This window comes from Novosphingobium sp., assembly GCF_030696665.1.
Taxonomy (GTDB): domain Bacteria; phylum Pseudomonadota; class Alphaproteobacteria; order Sphingomonadales; family Sphingomonadaceae; genus Novosphingobium.
In genome coordinates, this window is the sequence record NZ_JAUYRV010000032.1 from 54,829 (window position 1) to 76,978 (window position 22,150).

Sequence of the window (22,150 nt, forward strand, 5' to 3'; positions counted from 1 at the left end):
TCAGTGAACGAAGCGCGCCACCACGTCGCGATAGGAGCGCGAAACTTTCACTTCCGCGCCGCTTTCCAGCACAAGGAAGCATTCCCCATTGGTATGTGGCTTCACTTGCCGGACCTGATCAAGATTGACGATCTTCGAACGGTGGACCCGCTGAAACACGCGCGGATCGAGGCGACGCTCAAGGTCTTTCATCGTTTCACGCAGGATCAACGAATTGTCGCCGGTGTAGATGCACATGTAATCGCCCGCAGCTTCGATGCGTTCGATGGTGTCGACATCGACACGGAAGATCTTGCCGCGATCCTTGATGTTGATGAGCTTTTCAAAGCGGCCTGCCACAGGCTCGCCCTCGTCCTCGATCTCGGGCATGGAATCCGGTGCGACTTCGGCCAAAACGATCTTGAGCTTGTCCGCCTCTTCGCGCCCGCGCTTTTCCGAAATGCGCGTGCGCGCACGGTCAAGCGCGTCGGCAAGGCGGTCTTCCTCCACCGGCTTGAGCAGGTAATCGACCGCGTTGGCTTCAAACGCCTTGATCGCGTGCTCGGAATAGGCGGTGACGAAGACGAACAGCGGCGGATCAATCTCCATCACGCCCTTCACCACGGAAAAGCCGTCAAATCCGGGCATCTGGATATCGCAGAACACCAGATCGGGCTTTTCGGTCTTGATCTTGCGGATCGCCTCGCGCCCGTTCGAACAGGTGTCGATCACCTCGACATCCGGGAAGGCCTGAAGGCGGAGCTGAAGGCCCTGAATGGCGAGTTTCTCGTCATCGACGAGGATGGTGCGGATGGTCATGCGAATCCTTTGTGCATCACGTTGCGCCCCCGTGACGGTTCCCCTGTTGGGAATATACTGATGGCAGGACGGTGCAGACGGCAGTCGGTTCCCAAAATCATGCGCCTGGTCATGCTGGCACTCCAATGGGCTTGCGCGCAGGAATGGCCACGGGCGCATCGGGCTTTGCTTCAAAAGGCAGTTCAAGCACGACCTGAAACCCACCTTCCGGACGGTCAGAAATGTCGAACCGCTGGTTCTCGCCATAGGCTTGGGCCAGACGGTCGCGGATGTTGGCAAGACCAATGCCGGTGCTGTCGCTGCTCACGCCGAAGACCGTTGAAGGATCGGTGCCCGCTGGCAAGCCCGGGCCAGTGTCCGATACGGTGACCCGCAGCATCGGGCCGACGAGTTGCGCCTCAACCGTAATCTCCGCGCCATATTCCAGCGGGCCGACGGCATACTTGATCGCGTTTTCGACCAGAGGTTGCAGCAGCAACGAGGGCATAAGCGCGCTGCGCACAGCATCATCGATGCGAAACTCCGTGCGCAGCCGCTCTTCAAAGCGCATGCGCTCGATATCGAGGTAGAGCTTCAGCGTCTCGATTTCCTGCGCGACCGTAACCCTCGCGGTCGGCTCGTTCACCAGTGTGTACCGAAGGAACGACGACAGGCGCGAAAGCATGGCATTGGCCGGTTCGGTCTGCTTGAGCAGGACCAGCGTGGAGATCGAATTCAGCGTGTTGAACAGGAAGTGCGGGTTGAGCTGATAGCGCAGCATGGCAAGCTGGGCAGAAGTTGCCTGCGCCTCAAGCCGGATCAGCTGGTCGTTCTGCTCTTCCACCTGCAGGAAGAAATTGATCGCGTAATACAATCCGGTCCACGAGATCAGCAGCGTGAGATCGAGGTAGAACACGCCGAGGAACAGTTGCGCAAAACTGGCGTCGCCACCTTGCCGGTAAAGGCTGATCACCCACGAATCGATAAAGGCATAAAGGCCCACCGCTGACGACAGCGAAAGCGCCGTGATGCCCCAGGTGACCAGCGGCCGCCGGTTGATCAGCGCACGGTAGATCACCGACAGGATCAGCGAGATTGAAAAGCCGGTGATCGTGGCGATGGCGACGATAACCAGAAACGACCACGGCTGCGCATTGGCGATAGACGACATCGCACGCAGCAACATCGCGCCGCCCCAGCCAAGGAACTGCAGGCGCCAGAAAGCGCGGTTCTTGTTGCCGAAGAACGGCGTGGGTCTGAACGGCAAGGCTGCCATAACTGGGTTGTAACCGTTTGGAGGGGGCTAGGCTAGCTCAGCCTTTGCGCGCCGCGTCTATCGCGGATTGCAGTTCTTCGGGCGGGACTGCGCCGCTGATGATACGGCCGCCAACGATCCAAGCGGGCGTGCCATTGATGCCAAGCTGGCGCGCCATTTCAAGGTTGCGCTTCAGCTCGTCTTCCACATCAGAGCGGGCGGCAAAAGCGTTGGCAGAAGCAATGTCCAGTCCGGCGGCTCCGGCAGCGGCGGCAATGCTGGCGTCAGACGGGCGCGCGCCTTCGAACATGGCCTTGTGATAGGCGGGGTATTTGCCCTGTGCAGCGGCGGCGAGCGCCATGCGCGCGGCAGGCGCGCTTTCGGGTGCGATGATCGGCAGTTCGCGCACCACCACGCGCAAATCGGGGTTCTTGGCGACGAGTGTTTCAAGCGCTGCCACGCTCTGGCGGCAGTATCCGCAGGCAAAATCGGTGAATTCGACCAGCGTGACCTTGCCGCTGGGATTGCCGAGAACAGCGCCGGGGAACGGTGTTTCCAATGCCCCGCGCATCGGCGCGATCCGGGCTTCGGCTTCGCGCGCCTGCAGCCCTTCCATAGCCTCGGGAAGGATTTCGGGGTGTTCAAGGATGTAGTTGCGAACCAGCCCTTCGATGGCTGCGCGTTCCTTGCCGCTGATCCCGGCACTGGCGAGCGAGGCTTCAAGCTGCGCATCATCGGCTACGGGCGCAGTGGCGCGCTGGTTGGCGTACCACCACCCTCCGCCCGCGCCTGCGAGGGCAAATACGGCGGCAGTCGCGGCGAACATGCCGAAGCGGCGGGGTGGTTTTTCAGTCATGGCTGCGGCCTAGCGCGATTTGCGCTGGCGTTCCATCATTGCGCGGGCGGACATGGCGATATCCTGCGCGCGCAACCAGTCTGGCGTGCCTTTGGGCAGCGCGGCCTCAGCCGCTTCGGCACTGCGCACGGCATTGCCAAGCTGCATGTTCATCAGTTGCTGCTCTGCGCTGGCAAGACGCGCGCGGGGAATATCCCCCTTCGCTTCATAAACCACGCCGAGCTGATACCATGTGAACGGATTTTCGCGATCCCGCACCACCGATGCGCGCAGCACTTTCTCGGCCTCGGCAAAGTTGTCCTTGTCCTCGGTGGCGATCAGCGCATGGCCGAACGTGGTGGCGATCAGCGGAGAGTTGCCAGTCAACGCGGTCGCCCGGCGCAAGGGGCCGAGCGCATCGGAAGGCCGGCCGGATTCGAGCAGAATCTGGCCTTCAAGCTCAAGGAAATAAGGATTCTCGGGATCGCTGGCGATCAGGGACTTGGTTTCGGTCAATGCCTTGTCGACGAAGGCTTCCTTGTGAAAGGCATAGGCACGGGCATAACGCGCGGGCACGTCGGTCAGATATTCGGGATAGGCGCGCAGCGTGTCCTGCGGATCGGCGAGGTAGCCATAAAGCTTGGCCTTTACGCGCTGAAACCGGGCCTGAAGCGCTGCGGGCGGCGGCGTGTTCCATGCCGGATCGCGCGAATAGGAATCCTGCAGCGTCGATAGGCGGTCGGACGTCATCGGATGGGTGCGGTAGAATTCTGCGTCGGGATTGCTGCTGGCGCTATAGCCGTAGCGGTATTCCTGATTCTGCAGCTTCTTGAAGAACTCGATCGAACCGCGACCAGAGATACCCGCCTTGGCAAGAAAATCCGCGCCCGCAGCATCCGCCGAGCTTTCCTGCGCGCGGCTGAAGGCGAGGAACTTGCCCATCGCGGCCTGCTGCCCCGCCATGAACACGCCCATCGCAGCATCCGCCGATCCTGCCGCCGCCGCAAGGCCGCCCAGCAGCAGCGACAGCACGGTAATGCCGGTGGCAGGCTTCAACCCTTCGTCAAAGCGGATGATGTGGCCGCCGGTGATGTGGCCCAGTTCGTGCGCGATCACGCCTTGCAGTTCGTTGACGCTGTCTGCAGCGCCGATCAGGCCCGAATGAATGTAGATCGCCTGCCCGCCCGCCACGAAAGCGTTGATCGAGCCATCGTTGAGCAGGACGAGATCGACGGCATCGGGATTGAACCCCGCCGCCTTGAAGATCGGGGCCGAAGCCTCGCGGAACATCGCCTCCGTCTCGGCATCGCGCAGCACGGATTGCGCGGCCGCGCTCTGCACGCAAAGCGAAAGCGCGGCGATGACGGCCAGAACGCGGGAAAAGATGAAGCTCACGGTTGCGGGACTATCCCCCTGCCGCCTGAACCGCAACTGAAGGTGCGGTCACCCGTTGCAGAAACGGCAGCACGGCATCAATCGCACGGGTATCGCGCGAGAATGGTTGGGCAAACATCATGATGATCTTTTCGTGCGTCACGCCTTCAAGCAGGACCGGTCGGTTGGGCGCCCCCGCTTGCGTCAGCAATTGCGACAGATGCTGCGAATTGCGTGGGCGCACCCGCGTATCGGCATCGCCGGTGACCAGCAGCAGCGGCGGAGCATTTTGGCGGGCAAAGTTGATGGGTTGGGTGCCCGCAAGATCAGGGGCATCACCGAACGCGTTGATCGTGGCGTCGCTGTCCAGCGGCAGGAAATCGAACGGACCTGCCAGCGCCACGGTGCCCCGGATCGCCGTGTCATCAAGGCCCACAGCCTTGAGCCACTGCGGATCAAGCGTGAGCATGGTGACATTGTAGGCCCCGGCGGAATGGCCCATCAGCGCCACGCGCGACGGATCGCCGCCCAGCTTTGCGGCATTGTCATGCACCCAGCGCACCGCCGCCGCGCCATCCTGGACCATCGCCGGAAAGCGCGCTTGCGGATAGAGCCGATAACCTGCCAGCACCACGGCATAGCCCTTGGCGCAGAACGTGCGCGCGATGAAGCGATAGTCGTGCGGATCGCCCCCGGCCCAGCTGCCGCCGTGAACAAACACCAGCACTGGCAAGCTGCCCTTCGCACCTTGCGGAACAAACATTTCAAGCTTCTGCGCCGGGTCATCGCCATAGCGCAGATCGGCGACCTGCCGCATCGCGCCATCGCCGCCATTCAGCAGTTTGTCCGCGCCATCCAGCACGGCCACCGCGTTGTTTTCCAGCGCGCGGCGGAAAGCGTAGACGCTCAACGCACCGATCAGGACGATGCCCAGCACCGTCCAGCCGATCCAACCCATGCGCTTCTTGCCCTTCACCGCCCGTGCCATGCGGCGTGGGCTAGCAGGCCAATGCGCGCCGGGAAAGTGACCTAACCGATCAGGTGACGGGCGGCTTTTTCAAACAGCGCAGCATCGCCTGCCACTTCGCCCAATGCAACGATCTCGCCGCTATCCAGCCGCCGCACCATGACCAGGGCGAATTCCGCGCCTTCAGGCGGTGCGATGTCGGCAACCTTGTGAGGGGTCAGCGCGCGCAACGAATCGGCCAGAGCTTCGGGACCACGCTTGGCCAAGGCCTTGCCTGCTTCCTCTCGGCGCAGGCGGCGTTCGGTGTTGACCACGCCTTTCAGGCCGCCCGGCGCATCGGAAAGATAGGCGGCAAGCGCGCCCTTGCCGATTCCCGCCCGCTGCGCATGCGTCAGCGCCGCAGCGTATTCGGTCAACCGGGTCTTGTCATAGTCAGCGCCGAACACAAGCTTGACCACCGGAGTCATCGGCGCGCGGTCCTGCATCGTCAGGCCCGCATCTTCGAGCAGTTCGGCAAAGTCTTCCGGTTCGTCTTGCGCCGCCAGCGCAAAGTCCCAAGCGCGGCCGATGGCGGAATAGAGCGTGGCGCGGGTGCGGTCTTCGCTGGAATTGGCAGCCAGCGCCAGTTCGCGTGCCGAGGCCAGCCAATCGGCCAGCACTTCCGGCTCAGGCTCGCTGACCTTTATCGGCAGCGGCAGAATATCGTCATCCAATCCGAACGAGGGTTCGGGGAACGGGCTGAGTTCCAGCGCAACCGGACCATCGGCCCATGCATCGCCCGCTTCGATCAGCGGGCGGCGTGGCTGCTTCCTGACCGGCGTAGTATCCAGAGCCTGCCCGATTTCCAGCAGCAATTCATCGGTCGTCGCCTGATCGGCAAGTTCCTTCCAGTTGATCGCACCCATGATGTAATCAATCGCCGTGCCATCCGACGAGAACGGCAGCAGGATGCCGCGATAGAGGATGGTGCGGCCATGCTGGTTGACGAATTCCGCCTCGAACCCGATCGGGGCCTGATTGGCGATGATCTGCATGTAATGGTCGGTAATGCGCGAGAGCAGCGAGCGGCCCGGAACGTGGCTCAGCCGTTCGATTGAACTTGCAGTGCCGCATTCTTCGGCCAGCTTTCCGCCGACGAAAGTGATCGCGGGGTCTTCAATGCCATCGTCGAAGTGCAGCAGCACCAGATTGTCGGCAAAGTCGGGATAATCGCCATCCAGCAGCGTGGTGACCAGCGGGAAGGAGTGATTGCCAAGCAGGCTCGCCCAGTAGTTGTAGGCGCGCACCTGCATGCGGCGCTCGTCCTGGCCGACGACCTGCGGCGGCGGATCGCTCGCCACATCGTCCTCGTAGCCAGCAAGCTCGAAGTCGGTCTCGACGCTGTTGTCCCGGTCGAAATCGCGCAAAGTATCCATCAAACCCACCTGGTCCCCCTGTGTCCGGGACCGGTCTGGCGCAACTTTGTGAAGAAGTGCTTAAGTTGCGCCAACAGGGCTTCCGGCGCGTTAACGTTTGGCGATAGCCTCGGCCTTGGCGAGAAGCTGTTTACCCTGCGCCAGATGCAGCAATTCCACCATTTTTCCGTTTATTCTCAATGCGCCTTTGCCGGCGTTGGCAGGATCACCAAAGGCGGCGACAATCGCCTCCGCTTCGGCAACATCTTCGGCGCTGGGCGCAAACACACGGTTGCACAGGTCAAGTTGCGCTGGGTGAATCAGCGTCTTCCCGTCGAATCCCGAATCGCGCGCCTGCACGCATTCAGCCTCAAGTCGCGCCTGATCCTCAATCGCGTTGCACACCCCATCGAGGATCAGCAGGCCATGCGCCCGCGCCGCCAGCACCGCCATTGTCAGCACCGGCATGAACGCCCCCCGGCCCGGCAACTGGGCAATGCCGCTGTCTTTTGCCAAGTCGTTCAGCCCCAGCACAAACCCGCGCAGCCGGGTGGTGCCGGCGCAGGCAGCAATGCGTTCCAGCGCCAGCACGGCACGCGGCGTTTCGATCATCACCCACAGCGCAACTTCGGGCGCAAACCCCGCCGCATCCATCGCGGCAGACAGCGCCTCTACATCCGCCGCATCATCCACCTTGGGTGCCAGCACAGCCTCTACCGGCGCGGCGGCGAGTGCGGTCAGATCGTCATGCCCCCACGGCGTTGCCAGTGCATTGATCCGCGCAATCAGCCGGCGGTGACCAAAACCACCCGCCTGCGCCTCGGCCACCAGCGCAATGCGCGCATCGGCCTTCGCCTCTGGCGCAACGGCGTCTTCCAGATCGAGCGCCACCGCATCGCAATCCAGCGTGCGCGCCTTGGCCATCGCACGGGCATTGCTGGCGGGCATATAAAGGACGGAGCGAAGCGGGCGGGAATCAGTCAAGGTTTGCTCTCCGGTACGGCATCAAGGCGGCCTTCCTCACGCGTGGGCATCGGCGCAAGGAAGTGCATGGCAAGCGACGCGACCAGCCAGACCGCAGCGGCATGCAACGCCGTGGGAAGGCTGGCAATATCCGCCACCGTTCCCCACGCCCAAGCGCCCAGCGCCATTCCGCCGAAAGTGACAGCCTGATAGATCGAAAGGCAGCGGCCCAGAATATCTTCGGGACTGCGCAACTGCATGGCTACGTTCAGGCTGGTCATCGCGCTGGCCCAGCCCATGCCGCCCAGAAACGATGCCGCAATCGCCATAGGAATGCTGGTGGCCGATGCCATCACCACTTGCGCCGCAATGAAGATCAGCGTCGCTCCCGTCACCACCGCCTCGCTGCCAAAACGCCGCCGCACTTTGGATATGCCAATGGCGGTAAGGATCGATCCGATGCCAAAGCCGCCCAGCATCAGGCCATAATCCAGTTCGGTGCCGCCCAGCATATCGCGCGCGATGCTCGGCATCAGCGCCTGCAACCCTGCCGCGCCAGAACCGATCATCATGCCCCGCATCAACACTTTGCGGATGGGCGAAGACCCGGCGCAAAAGCGCAAGCCGCGCCCGATCGCCGCCAGCATCGGCTCGCGCACCGGCGTCAGCGATTCCGGCCGCCACATCGCCAGCACCGCGATCATTCCGATGTAGCTCACAGCATTCAGCCCAAACGCAACGCTGGTGCTCCACAGCGAAATCAGAATGCCGCCCAGCGCCGGGCCAACACTACGCGCCAGATTGAACGAAACGGCGTTGAGCGAAATCGCCTGCGGCAGATCCTTCGGCCCCACCTGCAACCGCACCGAGGCCTGCCACGCCGGGCCATTCAGCGCGGTGCCCATGCCCACCATCAGCGTCAACGCGAGCAGCGAATACGGACCGATGTTACCGGTGAACGAAAGGCCCGCCAGGACCGCCGACACGATCAACATGCCGGTCTGCGCCGCCAGCATCACCCGTCGCCGGTCAAAATTGTCGGCAATCGCGCCTGCAAACATGCCCAGCAGCAGAATCGGGATAGTGGCCGATGCCTGCACCAGCGCCACCAGAACATGGCTGGTGGTCAATTCCGTCATCAGCCACGCCGCGCCGACCGATTGGATCATCGACCCGATGTTTGAAAACAGGTTCGCTGTCCAGATCGCCCGGAACGCGGGGTATTGAAATGGTGCCAGCGCGCTTCCCGGGGCAGTCTGGACTTGCTGGCTTGGCACTACAGGTAACGGACCTTCATCTTCATCCGCATCGGCGCGCCGGTCACGTCAAAGGCCGCAGCCTCAAACTTCGGCGCAGACATCTTGACCGGGGCATCGCGCGAAAAGCCGAAGCCTTCCTTCGGCAGGAACAGCGACTTGTCCATCTTCTTGTTGCTGTTCTCGTCATGCAGCAGGACAATGGCATAGCGGCCCGGCTTCACATCGCGGATCACCAGCGTGCCGGGTTCGCTGGCCTTGATCGAAACAGAGCGCCGGTTCGGGTCTTTGTCGCACCCTTCCGGAAACAGCTTCGGATTGCTGCTCATGCACAGCCACACCACGCCCTTGGCGTTGCGAAGCCCGGCAATGTCCACGGTAATCGTGGTTGGCGCAGGGGCATTGGCGGTAAGTAACAGCGGAGCCAGAAAAAGTGCGCGCTTCATGGGGCAGACAGTCCCTTGTCAGTGCCGCAAACCCGGTCCCAGAAACGGAAATAGAGGCCATAGTTGCAGCGGTAGAGTTCATGGTGACGGTTATGATGGCTCGCCGTTATCAGCCAGTTCCCTGCTCCTGCCTGAACCATCCAGCGCGGAAACATCTCCCAACCCATATGGTTGGTCACGCCCATCACCGTCATGATCAGCAGGACAAGGCCCAGCATCCCTGCGTGAATCGGGATCACAAAGACCAGCGCCGGGATCAGCAGCGAAACCACCGCCGCCTCAACCGGATGAAAGTTCATCGCCGCCCACGCCGTCGGCGGGCGGCTCGCATGGTGGATCGCATGCACCGCCTTGAACACCGCCGGACGGTGCATCCAGCGGTGCGTCCAGTAAAACCACGTGTCGTGGATGATCAGATAAAGCAGCAGCGAAACCGGCATCCACCACAGCGGGAAGGCCAAAGGGTCGCTGTAAATCCGCGTCCACCCACGCTGCTGCCAGCCCCACGCTACCACGCCCGCAGGCACGCCATAAATCGCCGCCGTGGCAAGGCTCCACGTGATTTCAGACCGGATCTGCTTTTCCAGCCCGCGATAGTGCCCCGGCCGCACTTTGTGCGTGGCCCAGGCAAACAGCCCGCTGATAAGCAGATAGCGCACCGCCACAATCACGGTCATGGCCAGGGCTGAGGCAAATGCGCTGTTCATCGCGGGCCGCTATGCCAAGCTTTCACGCGCGCGAACAGCCCTGCCTTGGGGCAGTAAAACCACGGGCAGGACCGTTGCCGCGCGCCCTCAATTCTCGAAATTCACCGGATCAAGGTTCAGCCCCGCCCGGCCATCCGCCGCCGTATGCGCAGGCGCGTGCAGCGGTTCCGCATCCGGGTCCATCGGCGGCTGCAGCATGCCTTCCCACTTGGTAATCACCGATGTCGCCACCGCATTGCCCACCACATTGGTCGCCGTGCGCCCCATGTCGAGGAAGGTATCCACGCCCAGCAGCAGCGCGATGCCCTCCAGCGGCAGGCCGAACTGCGTGAGCGTGGCGGCAATCACCACAAGGCTCGCGCGCGGCACGCCCGCAATCCCTTTGGACGTAACCATCAGCGTCAGCAGCATCGCAATCTGCTGCCCCACCGAAAGCTCGATGCCATAGGCCTGCGCGATGAAGATCGTGGCAAAGCTGGTGTACATCATCGACCCGTCAAGGTTGAAGCTGTAGCCCAGCGGCAGCACAAAGCCCGAAATGCGGCGCGGCACGCCGAACCGGTCCAGCTGCTCGAACAGCTTGGGCAGCGCGCTCTCTGAACTGGCCGTCGAAAACGCCAGCAGCAGCGGCTCACGGATATAGCGCGCCAGCGTGAACACGCGGCCCTTCAGGAAAATCGCGCCAAGGCCGAACAGGATGATCCACAGCAGCAGAAGCCCGAAATAGAATTCCGAAACGAACACGCCATATGTCACCACGATGCCCAGCCCGCGCGTGGCGATGACCGATGCCAGCGCCCCGAACACCGCAAACGGCGCAAAACGCATCACGTAATCGGTGATCTGCAGCATCAGCTGCGCCAGCGCCTCGGCCCCGCGCACGATCGGCGCGCCCACCTCGCCAATGGCCGAAAGCGCCACGCCCGCAAACAGCGAGAAGACGAGGATCTGCAACACGTTGTTCTTGGCCATCGCGTCCAGCGCGCTGGTCGGGAAAATCTCCAGCACGAAATGGCGCAGCGTAAAGTCCGCCGTCGCCAGATCGCCCACCGGCCCGGCCGAGGTGAACTCCAGTCCCACACCGGGCTTGAACAGGTTCACCAGCAGCAGGCCAAGGCTGATCGAAATGAGGCTGGCGGTAATGAACCACGCCAGCGCCCGCCCGCCAATGCGCCCCAGCGCCGCAGAATCGCCCATGCCCGCAATGCCCGTCACCAGCGTGGCCAGGATCAGCGGCGCGATGATCATCTTGATCAGATGCAGGAAGATGTCGGGCAGCAGCTTCAGCATGTCCGCAATCTCGGCCAGCTTGGCATCGCCCTGCGGATAGCTGGTGTTGAGCAGGTATCCGGTCAGAATGCCCAGCACCATGGCGATCACGATATATAACGTAAGGCGCTTGGCCAAAAGAATGCTCCCCGCAGGATTGTTGCGCTGGTGACTATCTGACCCCACCACCGCGCAAGTCTAACGACCTTTGCAATTTACCTCAACCAGTCCGCCGATGCCTTTTGGCTTTGCAGAGCAACAAAACGTCGATGTACGTTTTGGCCTTAAGCCTAGCGTGACGACGCCATACAGCGATCATCGTCTACAACGCGATGACATCATGATTAAATTTTATGTAATAAGAGAATTCTCAAAAACCACACAGATTTTGAGCCAAACATATGCTTTTCTAGAGGTTCTCTTTTGCCCAATGGTAAGCAGCCAACCTATTATCAACACCAACTTTTTTATAGGCGATCTGAAGTCTTTTTTTCAATGAATCCAGAGATACACCCATTTTTATCGCTACTTGCTCGTTGGTCAGATTTGGCGCCAGTGCCGCAAGCGCCTCAGCTTGCCTAAGCGTTAGAGAATTTGGCAAAATTTTTGGCTCTCCAATCCCAACGACCATCATAGCTCGTTCATCGATTATGCTTTTCGCCTCCTTAGCCAGATTCAAAATCTGCTGACTTTGAGGAAACTGGGCTGGCATACTATTGATACCAGTCAAGAAATAAAAATCTTTTCTTTTCAATTGATTTGAAGATCTGATCTTGTGAATTTTTGCCCGCGCTGATTTCCGCCAAGTGCGGGTGGGCTGTAGAACTTCATTTATAATCACACCAGTGATTTCCATGCGATTACCACTTCCGGAAAACCTCGTTTTTTCATCCTTCACTTGAAACCCATGATTTTCCACAGCACTCTTTATTTGCTGAACAAACGAAGGTTTGATAAAATCACTTGAGCTAAACGTTAAGTCGTCAGCGTATCTAGAATACTTTATACCAGAGCTTTCAGCCAATTCTTCGACTTGGCGATCAAAGTCTTGTAAAATCAAGTTTGCTATCGCAGGACTAGTAGGTGCGCCTTGTGGAACACGGCCGTTGTAACAGCAAAGCTCAGCTAACGCTTTACCAACTTTATCGTCGTAGCCTAGGCCAGAAAAGGCTCTTTCGACAGAATTTTGACTGATAGAATTAAAAAAATTACGAATATCCATATTAAGCAAATGACTTGATCCTGAATGATAAATCGCATTATCGACCGCTGAGCGGCCACGAACAAAGCCAAAAACACACGACCTTGGATAGATTTTTGATAGTATATTATCTAAAATCCACCACTGTATAACTTTCAGATAAGTCCGCGGCGTCTCTATCTCACGAAATGATCCATCTCTCTTTCTTAATTTGAATGACCTGTAGTGCTTACTCTTCTTCTGATAAATTGAATGAAATATTTTTGGGCTGATCCCCATTAAGAGGGGCAAGTTTCCTGCTGATAGAATGGGCGCTATGCCCGCGTCACGGAAAAAAGCAAAAGTTGCGTCCGGCACCTCGCCAATCTCTGCTTGAAGGATAGCCTCAACATGCAGAAAGTCAGAGGGGAAATAATATGTGCGAGTTGGCATCTGCAGCTATTTCCAATCCACCAAGGGTAGACTGCCTTGAGCACACGGCCTTGGTTCGAGAGGCATTTTGGCGGCAAGGCCCGGCGAGATGCCTCTCGGACCAAGGCCGTGAGCCCCTATAAACCTAGCCTCGACAACGGCTCGCCGAAACAGCGAACAAGCTGAATGTGACACCAACTCGCCTTTCATCTATACTCTCTCCGCTGCCGTTTCATCAAGAATAATCGGCTATTATCTATTCCTTTCTCAAGACCCGCCCTCCGCACGATCGCTCGGCCCTTTGCGGTGAGAAAATATACTCCCCTCCTCACCGGCACCACGAGTCCGGCATTCCGGGAATGTTCATGAGCATCCCTCAACTTATTTCGCTCGAGAAGTCCGTTGGCTACTGCGTTAGGAAGAATGGACTTAGCTGACACCTCAATATCCTGAATTCTCGCTGGCTGAATTACCGCAAGAATACTGATATACGCAAATATAGGATCAATCACTTTCATATTCAAAGCATTCCATTCAATATTTTACGCTCAAATCGATCTGAACAAAAATCCTTCACAGCACTCCAGCACATTTCTGTATCGGAATAGTCTATAAAGTTTATTGAAGCTCCATGAGTTTTCGCCATTTTCAGCGGTCCTGTATTTAGATAATTTATATGATTTTCATATTCATTATGAATTATTATGATCATTTTCTGGCATATTTCATATTTTATTGCGAAAGCACCCAATTCCAAGAACGAACCGGGGCTACTTGGTAACATTACAACTGCATCGACTTCCTTTGACATGGCATGACTTTGTTCTGCAACAAAGCTGTTATTATGCTTTTTTAAAACACCCCCTGTAGTATCGATCAATTTCGAGTACTCACCAAGAGTGACCAACCAACCATCACCCGATAGGTGATGATAAAGCTTAAACCGCAAAGTTGAGGCCAAATTTTTTTTGGCTTTTTTGGGAGGATTGTCGATCTCAATATAAGGCCCCGCAAGAAATGCCATTCGCTGCAATCCGGCGGCACGCGCTGCATTTTGATATTGCTCAACATCAAGCGCTCTAGCAACTTGCGGGGGAGGAATATTGGCTGCCATTTGAAAAGTTGCTATTTTACCTAGATTGGACCACGCAGGAGTATAACAGGAAACCGATTTACTCGGCGTAACGTATGATCGATATGTGTCGGTCATACAAGAGCCGTAGGATATTTCGGCTCCCAGCCTTTTTTGAAACGCTGTAAACGAACGTGACAATTAAGGTGATGGAGCTGGACTGGCCTTCGCTGCTAAAATTTCTGGTATCAAAATCACCTTACTCAACGACTTGCCACCTCACCCCCTCACCCGCACTGCCCCCGATGCAGCAGCTTCTGGTCGGCCAGCACCAGCGCCATCATCGCTTCCACCACCGGCACGCCGCGAATGCCGACGCAAGGGTCGTGGCGGCCCTTGGTGAACAGGTCGGTGGCCTCGCCTTCGCGCGTGATCGTGGGCACGGGCGTCAGGATCGAGGACGTGGGTTTGAAGGCCACCCGCACGCTCACCGGCTGTCCGGTGGAAATGCCGCCTGCGATGCCGCCTGCGTGGTTGGCAAGGAATTCCGGCCCGCCCTCGCCCGGCCGCATCGGATCGGCATTGCCTTCGCCGGTGTTGCGCGCGGCGGCAAAGCCATCGCCGATTTCCACGCCCTTCACCGCGTTGATGCCCATCATCGCGTGGGCCAGTTCCGCATCCAGCTTGGCATAGAGCGGCGCGCCCCAGCCCGCCGGAACCCCCGTGGCCACGCATTCCACCACCGCGCCCAGCGAGGAGCCGGATTTGCGGGCATCATCCACCAGCGCTTCCCACCGCGCCGCTGCCTTCGCATCGGGGCAGAAGAACGGATTGCGGCCGATTTCCTGTGCGTCGAAGTTGGCAAGATCAATCGCGTCCCCGCCAATCTCGCTCACCCAGGCAAGGATCGAAACTTCGGGCAGGACCAGCCGCGCCACGCCGCCCGCCGCCACACGCGCCGCCGTCTCGCGCGCAGAGGAGCGCCCGCCGCCGCGATAATCGCGGAAACCGTACTTCGCGTCATAGGCATAATCGGCATGGCCGGGGCGATAGGCCTTGGCCACATCGCCATAGTCCTTTGACCGCTGGTCCACGTTCTCGATCATCAGGCTGATCGGTGTGCCGGTCGTCCTGCCTTCGAACACCCCCGAAAGGATGCGGACCTGATCCGGTTCCTGCCGCTGCGTGGTAAAGCGCGATTGGCCGGGGCGGCGCGCATCGAGGAACGGCTGAATATCCGCCTCGCTCAACGCCAGCCCCGGAGGGCAACCATCAACCACCGCGCCCAGCGCAGGCCCGTGGCTTTCGCCCCAGGTGGTGAAACGGAAAAGGTGACCGAAGCTGTTCAGGCTCATGGCGCTGCCTTTGTAGGAATGCGGCGCAAAAGTCCACCTTTCCGCGTTGGCCGAGCCGCGCTATCGCAACCCCATGTTCCTCGTCGTCTTCCGCAACCGCAAACGCGCCGATATCGATGCCACCGCCTATTCGCGCGATGCCGAGGTGATGGAGCAGCTTGCCGCGCAGCAGCCGGGCTACCTCGGCTTCAAATCCTACACCGCAGAGGATGGCGAGGTCATTGCCCTGTCCGAATGGGCGGACGAAGATGCGGCGCTGGCGTGGCGGCGCGTGGCGCATCATGCTGAAATGCAAGGCAAAGGCCGCTCCGAATACTACGAAAGCTACACCCTCTTCGCAGGCACGCCCACGCGGGTGCATCACTTCAGGCGGGACGAGACATGAGCATCACGGTTTACGGCATCCCCAATTGCGACACAGTGAAGAAGGCCCGCAACTGGCTGGATTCAAAGGGAATTGCCTACGCCTTCCACGACTACAAGAAGCAGGGCGCAGATCCGGCACGCATCGCACAGTGGATCGCCGCTGCCGGGTTGGACAAAGTGGTCAACAAGGCGGGCACGACTTACCGCAAACTGGACGATGCGCAGAAGGAAGCGTTGGGGGGCGAGGGTGCTCCGACGGTGCTGGCTGAACATACTTCTGTCATCAAGCGGCCAATTTTGGAGCATAGCGGCGGAGTGCTGGTAGGCTTCAAGGAAGTGGATTGGGAATGCGCTTTGGGATGATCTTGCGGACGCTAGGTGTCGTCTCGGTGCTTCTAGGTGCACTTCAGAACCCAACAGAATCTTCGGCCCAGACCCTCATCGCGCATCGCGGCGCGAGCGGGGAGCGGCCCGAACACACCCTCGCCGCCTATGAACGCGCCATCGATGCCGGGGCCGATTTCATCGAGCCGGACCTCGTCCCCACCAAGGACGGCATGCTGGTGGCCCGGCACGAGAACGAGATTTCGGGCACGACCGATGTCGCCGACCATCCCGAATTCGCAGGTCGCCGCAAGACCGTGACGATCGACGGCGAAGCTCTAACGGGATGGTTCACCGAGGATTTCACGCTGGCCGAACTGCGCACTCTGCGCGCGCGGGAACGGCTGCCGCAAGTGCGCCCGGCAAACACACGCTTTGATGGCTTGTGGCAGGTGCCGACCTTTGCCGAAGTGCTGGCGCTTGTGCGGGCCAAAGAGGCTGAGACCGGGCGGCGCATCGGCCTTTATCCCGAACTGAAGCATCCATCGTGGTTTTCTACCCAAGGCATTGATACCGCTGCGTTGTTGCTGCAGATGCTGGACAATGCAGGGTATCGCACAGCAGAAGACCCGGTCTTTATCCAGAGCTTTGAGGCAGCACCACTCGAACGCTTGCGGCCTTTGACGAAACTGCGACTGGTCCAGTTGATGGCCAGTGCTGGCGGACCGCCCGATCGGATCGGCACGACCTTTGCGGCAATGGCGCGGTCTGATGGATTGCGCGTTCTGGCGGGCCATGTTGATGCGATTGGCGTTGAAGCGTCGATGGCGCTCGGCACCGATGGGAAGCCCACACCGCTGATCGCAGCGGCACACGCAGCAGGGTTGAAGGTCCACGTCTGGACGCTCCGCTGCGAGAATGCGTTCCTGCCACTGACGCTGCGCCGTGGTGAAGATCCGACGGGCAAGGGCGATTGCGCGGCCGCATGGAAACGGCTGGCATCGGCTGGCGTGGACGGCGTGTTCAGCGACAACCCGCGTGAGGTGCACGCAGCGCGGACGGCGCAGCATTGAATCCGGTCGAGATTGCGGCAAGCCTGCTCGGGCTGGCCAACATCGCCCTGCTGGTGCGGCGTTCGGTATGGAACTTTCCGTTCGCGCTGGCATCGGTCGCATGCACCGGCGTCGTGCTTTATGGCGCAAGGCTCTACGCCGAGACGGGGCTGCAAGTGTTCTTCTTTGCAGCCAACCTGTGGGGCTGGTGGCTGTGGCTGCGGTCGAAAGGCACTGAGGATAGTGGGGTTCCGGTTGGCTGGATGAGTGGAACCGCACGGGCTACGTGGATCGGTGTGACCGCCACCCTCAGCCTTTCGCTGGGCTGGATACTGCACCGTTTTACCGATGCGGCACTGCCGTTTGCGGATTCCGCCGTGGCAGGGGCCAGCATCGCCGCCCAGATCCTGCTTTCGCTGCGCAGGATCGAGAACTGGGTGTTGTGGGTAGTGATCGACGTGGTGGCGGTGTGGCTTTACGCTACGCGCGGACTGCCGTTGCTGGCCGGACTTTACGCAGCGTTCCTGCTGATGTCCGTCATGGGCTTGCGCGAATGGACAAGGGCAGCGCGGGCATGCTGACAGTTTGCTTTCACGGCGCTGAGAGTACGGGAAAATCGGTCATGGCGGCGCAGTTGAATGCGCAGTTTGGCTGGCCGGTAGTGGCTGAGTACGGCCGCGAATATTGCGAAGTGCACGGCACGGATCTGGCGATGGCTGACCTGCTGGCGATTGCCGAGGGGCACATGGCGGCGACGGCCCAAGCCGCCGAAGCGGAGCCAGACGTGCTGATCTGCGACACTGACCCGCTGATGACCGCTGCGTGGGCGCAGATGCTGTTTGGCGAAGTGCCTGACGCACTGCTCACCTATCCCAAGGCCGATCTTTATTTGCTGTTCGAACCAGACGTTCCGTGGGTGGCCGATGGCACGCGGTTCTTTGGCGAGAAGAGCGAACGGACGCAGTTTGCCGCGCTAGCGGAAGCGATGCTGGAGCGTGCCGGAGTGCGCTGGTTGCCCATATCGGGATCATGGGAAGATCGCGAAGCGCAAATACTTGCCGCTGTTGATGCCGCACGAAGAACATCCGCCTGACGCCAATGCAAAAAGGGAGCGGATTACCCCGCTCCCTTTTCAATTCTTCGAGCCTTGCGGCGCGCAGAAAACTTACTGGCCAGACTTCTGGAAGGTGGCGAAGTTTTCGTTGCCGACGAAGCCGAACTTCGTGACCTTTGAATCCGTGATGATCTTCATCATCCGGTTCGCGATCTCGTAGCTGGCATATTCCTCGGGCTGGAACTGGAGTTCCGGCTCGGGGTTCATCGCTTTGGTTGCCTGCAGCAGCGAGACCAACTGGCCCTCTGTGGTGGGCACGCCGTTCCAGAGGATCTGACCCGCGTTGTTCAAGATCAGCTTGTTCTTGATCGGGTCCACCGTCTGATTAGGGTTGGGTGGCGAAGGCTGCGGAAGGTCGATGTTCACCGCGTGGGTGGCCACGGGGATGGTGATGATGAACATGATGAGGAGAACGAGCATGACGTCGATCAACGGCGTCGTGTTCATTTCCATCATCGGCTCGCCGTCACTTTGACCGGCGCTCATTGCCATGTTTAAAGCTCCTGTTCGCTCTCTGGTCCGGTCGGAAGCGGCGTTTAGCCGTTCGGATCGACCGGGTTCGAGATGAAGCCGACCTTTGGATAACCGGCCGACTGGACGTTATAGATGGCACCCGCGATGCACTTCCAAGGCACGTTTACGTCACCACGGATATGCACTTCGGGGATCTTTTCCGGATCGATATTTTCGGCGCCACCTTCACGCTTCACGATGCCGTCAAGACGATCGAAAGCCTTCTGATACAGTTCCTGGTTATCAACCGGGGTCGTGTTGTTAAAGTACACGCGGCACTGGCCGTTGCGCGTGGAGCCTTCATAACCAGGCTCCTTCGGGCTGCGACCTGCCGCATCGGTAGCGACCACCGTGAGCATCAGGTTTTCCACCTTGTCCTGCGATTCTTCGCTGGGAAGGATTGGAACCTTGAGCTTTTCGACAGTCTGGATCGCGACCGGCACTGCGATGAGGACGATGATAAGCAGCACCAGCATCACGTCCACGAGCGGCGTGGTGTTGATGTCGGACATTGGGCGTTCTTCTCCGCCCCCGCCGCCTACAGACATTGCCATGAGTTACATCCTGTCCGTTCTGAGCCGCAGGAGGGACCGGAGCTGCCCCGAATGGGCGTGCTCCGGCGGAAGTCCCGCGTTTCCGGAAAGGGGCCGCCGGCGAACCGGCGGCCCGGTTTCAAGCTTACTTCTTCACCGGTGCGGCAGGTGTTGCCGGAGCAGCCTGAACGAGCGGCTTCACAGCGCCCTTCGACGTGATGTTCGCAAGAACGTCGGTCGAGAAGCCCGAGAGCAGTTCGGCGATCTTCTTGTTGCGAGCCTGCAGCCAGTTGTAGGCAAGCACGGCAGGAACAGCGACGAGCAGACCAAGCGCGGTCATGATCAGAGCTTCACCGACCGGGCCTGCGACCTTGTCGATCGATGCCGAACCGGCAAGGCCGATGTTGATGAGTGCGCGGTAGATGCCGACCACGGTACCGAACAGACCGATGAACGGCGAAGTTGCGCCCACGGTTGCCAGGAAGGGCAGACCGCCAGCAAGCTTCGAGTTGATCGCAGCTTCCGAGCGAGCGAGCGAGCCGTGCAGCCAATCATGGGCTTCGAGCGAGTCGGTCATCTTGCCGTGCTGATCTTCGGCAGCAAGGCCGTCGTCGACGAGCTGGCGCCATGCCGAGTTCTTGTCGAGCTTGGCAGCGCCTTCACGAAGCGACGGAGCCTTCCAGAAGGTCGAGCGCATGCTCTTGTACTGGCCGAGGATCTTGTTCTGTTCAAAGAACTTCGTGAACAGGATGAAGAACGAACCGAACGACATGACACCAAGGATCACGACGGTTGCGTAGGCGATGAAACCGCCCTGTTCGAGCGCTTCGGCGAAACCGAACTTGTTCTGCGGCGCAGCGCCAGCGGCAGCAGCGGCCAGAGTGTAGATGGACATTGCGAGTCTTCCTCTTCAAATCAAATCAAAGTGCGTGAAAGCCGTTCAAACGGACTTTCGTGCCATTCGGTGAGACGATTGCCGTCAGGTCAGTCCTTAGGGATAACCCAACGGATCGAGTTCGAGTACGAGCCGGTAGTCGGGTTCCCTTCACCATCGGTTGCGGGCGTGAAGCGCGCACGACGACGGATGTTGGAACACGCGGCTTCGTCAAGGTCGGGGCTGCCCGAAGACCGGGTAACCTGACAGTCCGTAACCTTGCCGTCGGTACCGACGGTGACACGGAAACCCGTTGTGCCTTCACGCTCTTCGCGAAGCGCACGCGAGGGGTAGTCGTTAGACGTCGCCCAATTGCCGGGGTTGCCCTTGGCCACTGCAGCCTTGGGCGTAAAACGCGGCGGCGGCGGATCAGCAGGCGGCGCAGGCAAGGCAACCGGTGCCGGCGGAGCCGGAATCGGGGGCGCTTGATTGACCGTCTGCACCTGCGGAGCCGGTGCGTTAAAGCTGATCGGCGGCGGAGGCGCGACGATCGGCGGGGGCGGCGTGTTCTCCTTCGGAGGCGGCGGCGGCGGCGGCTCCTCTGGCGGTTTCTCTTCCTCGATGTTGACCGCCGAGGTCACCTCTTTGACCTTCTTGATCGCCTCGTACGCGAGCCCTGTGACGAGCGCGTAGCCAACGGCGACATGAAGAATCGCAACGATGATGAGCGCGGTGACTTTGTTACCGCTCATCTGTTGGTCAGCGTATGCCATTCAGCTCCAATACTCCTGATCGCCCACCTGAGCCCGGAGCACGCGAATACGGCCCTGACCAAGGTGGTGCCGACGCACAGGATCACCGTCCTGCCCGCAGGCCAATCCAGCAAATTTCAATCCACCCTGCCGGCAACCCGGTCCACCGACATCGAACGCAGGACGTCCGACAGCAGTTAAGCGTCGGGCTGCTTGTTTTTGGATTGCCCGAACGGGTGCATCTTTAACGGCGAAGCCAAAGTCGCGCAAATGCTTTATCGGTTAACTATCGATTCAGGGTTGCGCTGGCTGAAACTGGCGGGAAACAAAGGGTGGCCACCGCGGTGGACGCCGCCGGAGATGCAACAATGCCAAAGATTACCTTCCGTCCGCTCATTGCCATCGCGATCGCCGCCACGGCATGGTCCGGATTCGTTCCAACTGCCGCCACGGCTCAGCAGCCCCTGATTCGCGGGGTTGGTAACGCTGTCAACGCTGCCCCGGCGGGGGCGCTTACGTATGCCGATCTGGTATCGTTGGCTGATGCGTCCGAAGTGGTCCTTCGTGTGCAGGTGAGAAAGACAAGCCGGCTCAAGCCAGAGCAGGCACCAGGCCTTGCCCCCGGCATGGCGCGATTGCTGATCGAAGCACGCACGCAAACCGTGCTGAGCGGCCCGGCGATGGGTGAAAAGGTGCGGTATCTTGCCGACGTTCCGCTTGATGCCAAGGGCAAGGTGCCCAAGCTGAACAAGCAGGTCATGCTGGTTTTCGCACGGACAGTGGCTGGACGGCCGGGGGAACTGCGGCTCGTCGATGGCGGCGCACAGATCGCCTGGTCGGGAGCGGCGGAGACACGTACCCGCGCCATCCTGACGGAATTGCTCTCAGCCGAAGCGCCAGCCCGGATCAAGGGGGTGCGGGAGGTGCTGTATGTTCCGGGCAATCTGGTTGGCGAGGGCGAGACGCAGGTATTCCTGCAGACCGAGAACAACGAGCCGGTTTCAGTAACCGTGGTGCGTCGCCCCGGCGTGGCCAAGGCGTGGGGTGTGAGCCTTTCCGAGATTGTCGATCAGGCTGCGCGTCCGCCGGAGCGCGATACGTTGACGTGGTATCGCCTCGCCTGCTTCCTGCCGCGATCCATGCCCGCAGGAGCCAGCCTTTCAGGCAGCGCGGACCAAGTGCGCGCGGCGGCGGCGGACTATGCTTTCGTCGTGGAACAACTGGGCGAATGCACGCGGACACGGCCTGCAGTCGAGCGCTGAAGGGCGCGGCACGCAATCGCGCTGTTGCCCCACTGGCCCGCGTCCCCTAAGGCCCGCCGCGCATAATCTGCATGTTTG

General features: G+C 60.1%; 24 protein-coding genes. 6 read left to right on the top strand and 18 right to left on the bottom strand.

Annotated features, from left to right (window positions below):
• The 14 genes from Q8R81_RS08565 to aroC form a co-directional block, all read right to left on the bottom strand.
• Window positions 1-798, bottom strand: a complete 798-nt coding sequence (locus Q8R81_RS08565) for a LytTR family DNA-binding domain-containing protein (RefSeq protein WP_305617008.1) — start codon at window positions 796-798, stop codon at window positions 1-3.
• Window positions 799-907: 109 nt separating this feature from the next.
• Complete coding sequence (locus tag Q8R81_RS08570) at window positions 908-2,053, bottom strand: sensor histidine kinase (RefSeq protein WP_305617009.1); 1,146 nt, start codon at window positions 2,051-2,053, stop codon at window positions 908-910.
• A gap of 37 nt (window positions 2,054-2,090) precedes the next feature.
• Complete coding sequence (locus tag Q8R81_RS08575; protein ID WP_305617010.1) at window positions 2,091-2,888, bottom strand: DsbA family protein; 798 nt, start codon at window positions 2,886-2,888, stop codon at window positions 2,091-2,093.
• A gap of 9 nt (window positions 2,889-2,897) precedes the next feature.
• Window positions 2,898-4,262, bottom strand: a complete 1,365-nt coding sequence (locus Q8R81_RS08580) for a M48 family metalloprotease (RefSeq protein ID WP_371135341.1) — start codon at window positions 4,260-4,262, stop codon at window positions 2,898-2,900.
• Between the two features lie 10 nt (window positions 4,263-4,272).
• Window positions 4,273-5,229 carry an alpha/beta hydrolase gene (locus Q8R81_RS08585; RefSeq protein ID WP_305617011.1) on the bottom strand — a complete coding sequence of 319 codons (957 nt, stop codon included), beginning with the start codon at window positions 5,227-5,229 and terminating at the stop codon, window positions 4,273-4,275.
• Window positions 5,230-5,270: 41 nt separating this feature from the next.
• On the bottom strand, window positions 5,271-6,623 hold the full coding sequence (locus tag Q8R81_RS08590; protein WP_305617037.1) for a hypothetical protein: 1,353 nt from the start codon (window positions 6,621-6,623) through the stop codon (window positions 5,271-5,273).
• Window positions 6,624-6,713: 90 nt separating this feature from the next.
• Window positions 6,714-7,586 carry a CoA ester lyase gene (locus Q8R81_RS08595; protein ID WP_305617012.1) on the bottom strand — a complete coding sequence of 291 codons (873 nt, stop codon included), beginning with the start codon at window positions 7,584-7,586 and terminating at the stop codon, window positions 6,714-6,716.
• Window positions 7,583-8,842: an MFS transporter gene (locus Q8R81_RS08600; RefSeq protein WP_305617013.1), complete on the bottom strand. Its 1,260-nt coding sequence runs from the start codon at window positions 8,840-8,842 to the stop codon at window positions 7,583-7,585. Before Q8R81_RS08600 ends, Q8R81_RS08595 begins: the two co-directional genes overlap by 4 nt.
• Window positions 8,842-9,267, bottom strand: coding sequence for a DUF2141 domain-containing protein (locus Q8R81_RS08605; RefSeq protein ID WP_305617014.1), 426 nt, complete (start codon window positions 9,265-9,267; stop codon window positions 8,842-8,844). Before Q8R81_RS08605 ends, Q8R81_RS08600 begins: the two co-directional genes overlap by 1 nt.
• Window positions 9,264-9,944, bottom strand: a complete 681-nt coding sequence (locus tag Q8R81_RS08610; protein WP_305617015.1) for a sterol desaturase family protein — start codon at window positions 9,942-9,944, stop codon at window positions 9,264-9,266. The genes Q8R81_RS08605 and Q8R81_RS08610 overlap by 4 nt, the downstream gene beginning before the upstream one ends.
• Before the next feature lie 117 nt (window positions 9,945-10,061).
• Window positions 10,062-11,381: a dicarboxylate/amino acid:cation symporter gene (locus Q8R81_RS08615; RefSeq protein WP_305617016.1), complete on the bottom strand. Its 1,320-nt coding sequence runs from the start codon at window positions 11,379-11,381 to the stop codon at window positions 10,062-10,064.
• Between the two features lie 271 nt (window positions 11,382-11,652).
• Entirely contained in the window at window positions 11,653-12,876 is a 1,224-nt protein-coding gene (locus Q8R81_RS08620) for a retron St85 family RNA-directed DNA polymerase (protein ID WP_305617017.1), read from the bottom strand.
• A 499-nt stretch (window positions 12,877-13,375) separates the two neighbouring features.
• Window positions 13,376-13,969 (bottom strand): hypothetical protein, encoded by a 594-nt coding sequence (locus Q8R81_RS08625; protein ID WP_305617018.1) that lies wholly within the window; start codon window positions 13,967-13,969, stop codon window positions 13,376-13,378.
• A gap of 245 nt (window positions 13,970-14,214) precedes the next feature.
• Window positions 14,215-15,282: a chorismate synthase gene (aroC, locus tag Q8R81_RS08630; protein ID WP_305617019.1), complete on the bottom strand. Its 1,068-nt coding sequence runs from the start codon at window positions 15,280-15,282 to the stop codon at window positions 14,215-14,217.
• Between the two features lie 73 nt (window positions 15,283-15,355).
• On the opposite strand from aroC, the gene Q8R81_RS08635 reads away from it, so the two are divergent.
• From Q8R81_RS08635 to Q8R81_RS08655, 5 genes are read left to right on the top strand one after another with little or no spacing between them, the layout of a single operon-like run.
• On the top strand, window positions 15,356-15,667 hold the full coding sequence (locus tag Q8R81_RS08635; RefSeq protein ID WP_305617038.1) for an antibiotic biosynthesis monooxygenase: 312 nt from the start codon (window positions 15,356-15,358) through the stop codon (window positions 15,665-15,667).
• Entirely contained in the window at window positions 15,664-16,011 is a 348-nt protein-coding gene (locus Q8R81_RS08640) for an arsenate reductase (protein ID WP_305617020.1), read from the top strand. The genes Q8R81_RS08635 and Q8R81_RS08640 overlap by 4 nt, the downstream gene beginning before the upstream one ends.
• On the top strand, window positions 16,008-17,045 hold the full coding sequence (locus Q8R81_RS08645; RefSeq protein ID WP_305617021.1) for a glycerophosphodiester phosphodiesterase family protein: 1,038 nt from the start codon (window positions 16,008-16,010) through the stop codon (window positions 17,043-17,045). The genes Q8R81_RS08640 and Q8R81_RS08645 overlap by 4 nt, the downstream gene beginning before the upstream one ends.
• A complete protein-coding gene (gene pnuC, locus Q8R81_RS08650) occupies window positions 17,042-17,605 on the top strand; it encodes a nicotinamide riboside transporter PnuC (protein ID WP_305617022.1) in 564 nt (187 codons plus the stop codon). Before Q8R81_RS08645 ends, pnuC begins: the two co-directional genes overlap by 4 nt.
• On the top strand, window positions 17,599-18,117 hold the full coding sequence (locus Q8R81_RS08655; RefSeq protein WP_305617023.1) for an ATP-binding protein: 519 nt from the start codon (window positions 17,599-17,601) through the stop codon (window positions 18,115-18,117). Before pnuC ends, Q8R81_RS08655 begins: the two co-directional genes overlap by 7 nt.
• Window positions 18,118-18,189: 72 nt before the next feature.
• Here the strand turns inward: Q8R81_RS08655 and Q8R81_RS08660 are convergent, their stop codons facing one another.
• The 4 genes from Q8R81_RS08660 to Q8R81_RS08675 form a co-directional block, all read right to left on the bottom strand.
• Window positions 18,190-18,630 carry a biopolymer transporter ExbD gene (locus Q8R81_RS08660; protein ID WP_305617024.1) on the bottom strand — a complete coding sequence of 147 codons (441 nt, stop codon included), beginning with the start codon at window positions 18,628-18,630 and terminating at the stop codon, window positions 18,190-18,192.
• 44 nt (window positions 18,631-18,674) lie between these two features.
• Entirely contained in the window at window positions 18,675-19,205 is a 531-nt protein-coding gene (locus tag Q8R81_RS08665; protein WP_305617025.1) for a biopolymer transporter ExbD, read from the bottom strand.
• 124 nt (window positions 19,206-19,329) lie between these two features.
• Window positions 19,330-20,079, bottom strand: a complete 750-nt coding sequence (locus Q8R81_RS08670; protein WP_305617026.1) for a MotA/TolQ/ExbB proton channel family protein — start codon at window positions 20,077-20,079, stop codon at window positions 19,330-19,332.
• Window positions 20,080-20,168: 89 nt separating this feature from the next.
• Window positions 20,169-20,831: an energy transducer TonB gene (locus Q8R81_RS08675; RefSeq protein WP_305617027.1), complete on the bottom strand. Its 663-nt coding sequence runs from the start codon at window positions 20,829-20,831 to the stop codon at window positions 20,169-20,171.
• 347 nt (window positions 20,832-21,178) lie between these two features.
• Between Q8R81_RS08675 and Q8R81_RS08680 the strand changes: the two genes are divergently transcribed.
• The gene (locus Q8R81_RS08680) at window positions 21,179-22,072 is read left to right on the top strand and encodes a hypothetical protein (RefSeq protein ID WP_305617028.1); all 894 of its coding nucleotides are present in this window, start codon (window positions 21,179-21,181) and stop codon (window positions 22,070-22,072) included.
• Window positions 22,073-22,150 lie beyond the last annotated feature (78 nt).

Bases quoted from the DNA above. Each gene is read 5' to 3' on its own strand.
- Q8R81_RS08565 (WP_305617008.1), bottom strand. From the start codon at position 798: ATGACCATCCGCACCATCCTCGTCGATGACGAGAAACTCGCCATTCAG.
- Q8R81_RS08570 (WP_305617009.1), bottom strand. From the start codon at position 2,053: ATGGCAGCCTTGCCGTTCAGACCCACGCCGTTCTTCGGCAACAAGAAC.
- Q8R81_RS08575 (WP_305617010.1), bottom strand. From the start codon at position 2,888: ATGACTGAAAAACCACCCCGCCGCTTCGGCATGTTCGCCGCGACTGCC.
- Q8R81_RS08585 (WP_305617011.1), bottom strand. From the start codon at position 5,229: ATGGCACGGGCGGTGAAGGGCAAGAAGCGCATGGGTTGGATCGGCTGG.
- Q8R81_RS08590 (WP_305617037.1), bottom strand. From the start codon at position 6,623: ATGGATACTTTGCGCGATTTCGACCGGGACAACAGCGTCGAGACCGAC.
- Q8R81_RS08605 (WP_305617014.1), bottom strand. From the start codon at position 9,267: ATGAAGCGCGCACTTTTTCTGGCTCCGCTGTTACTTACCGCCAATGCC.
- Q8R81_RS08610 (WP_305617015.1), bottom strand. From the start codon at position 9,944: ATGACCGTGATTGTGGCGGTGCGCTATCTGCTTATCAGCGGGCTGTTT.
- Q8R81_RS08620 (WP_305617017.1), bottom strand. From the start codon at position 12,876: ATGCCAACTCGCACATATTATTTCCCCTCTGACTTTCTGCATGTTGAG.
- Q8R81_RS08625 (WP_305617018.1), bottom strand. From the start codon at position 13,969: ATGGCAGCCAATATTCCTCCCCCGCAAGTTGCTAGAGCGCTTGATGTT.
- aroC (WP_305617019.1), bottom strand. From the start codon at position 15,282: ATGAGCCTGAACAGCTTCGGTCACCTTTTCCGTTTCACCACCTGGGGC.
- Q8R81_RS08635 (WP_305617038.1), top strand. From the start codon at position 15,356: ATGTTCCTCGTCGTCTTCCGCAACCGCAAACGCGCCGATATCGATGCC.
- Q8R81_RS08640 (WP_305617020.1), top strand. From the start codon at position 15,664: ATGAGCATCACGGTTTACGGCATCCCCAATTGCGACACAGTGAAGAAG.
- Q8R81_RS08645 (WP_305617021.1), top strand. From the start codon at position 16,008: ATGATCTTGCGGACGCTAGGTGTCGTCTCGGTGCTTCTAGGTGCACTT.
- Q8R81_RS08655 (WP_305617023.1), top strand. From the start codon at position 17,599: ATGCTGACAGTTTGCTTTCACGGCGCTGAGAGTACGGGAAAATCGGTC.
- Q8R81_RS08660 (WP_305617024.1), bottom strand. From the start codon at position 18,630: ATGGCAATGAGCGCCGGTCAAAGTGACGGCGAGCCGATGATGGAAATG.
- Q8R81_RS08665 (WP_305617025.1), bottom strand. From the start codon at position 19,205: ATGGCAATGTCTGTAGGCGGCGGGGGCGGAGAAGAACGCCCAATGTCC.
- Q8R81_RS08670 (WP_305617026.1), bottom strand. From the start codon at position 20,079: ATGTCCATCTACACTCTGGCCGCTGCTGCCGCTGGCGCTGCGCCGCAG.
- Q8R81_RS08675 (WP_305617027.1), bottom strand. From the start codon at position 20,831: ATGGCATACGCTGACCAACAGATGAGCGGTAACAAAGTCACCGCGCTC.
- Q8R81_RS08680 (WP_305617028.1), top strand. From the start codon at position 21,179: ATGCCAAAGATTACCTTCCGTCCGCTCATTGCCATCGCGATCGCCGCC.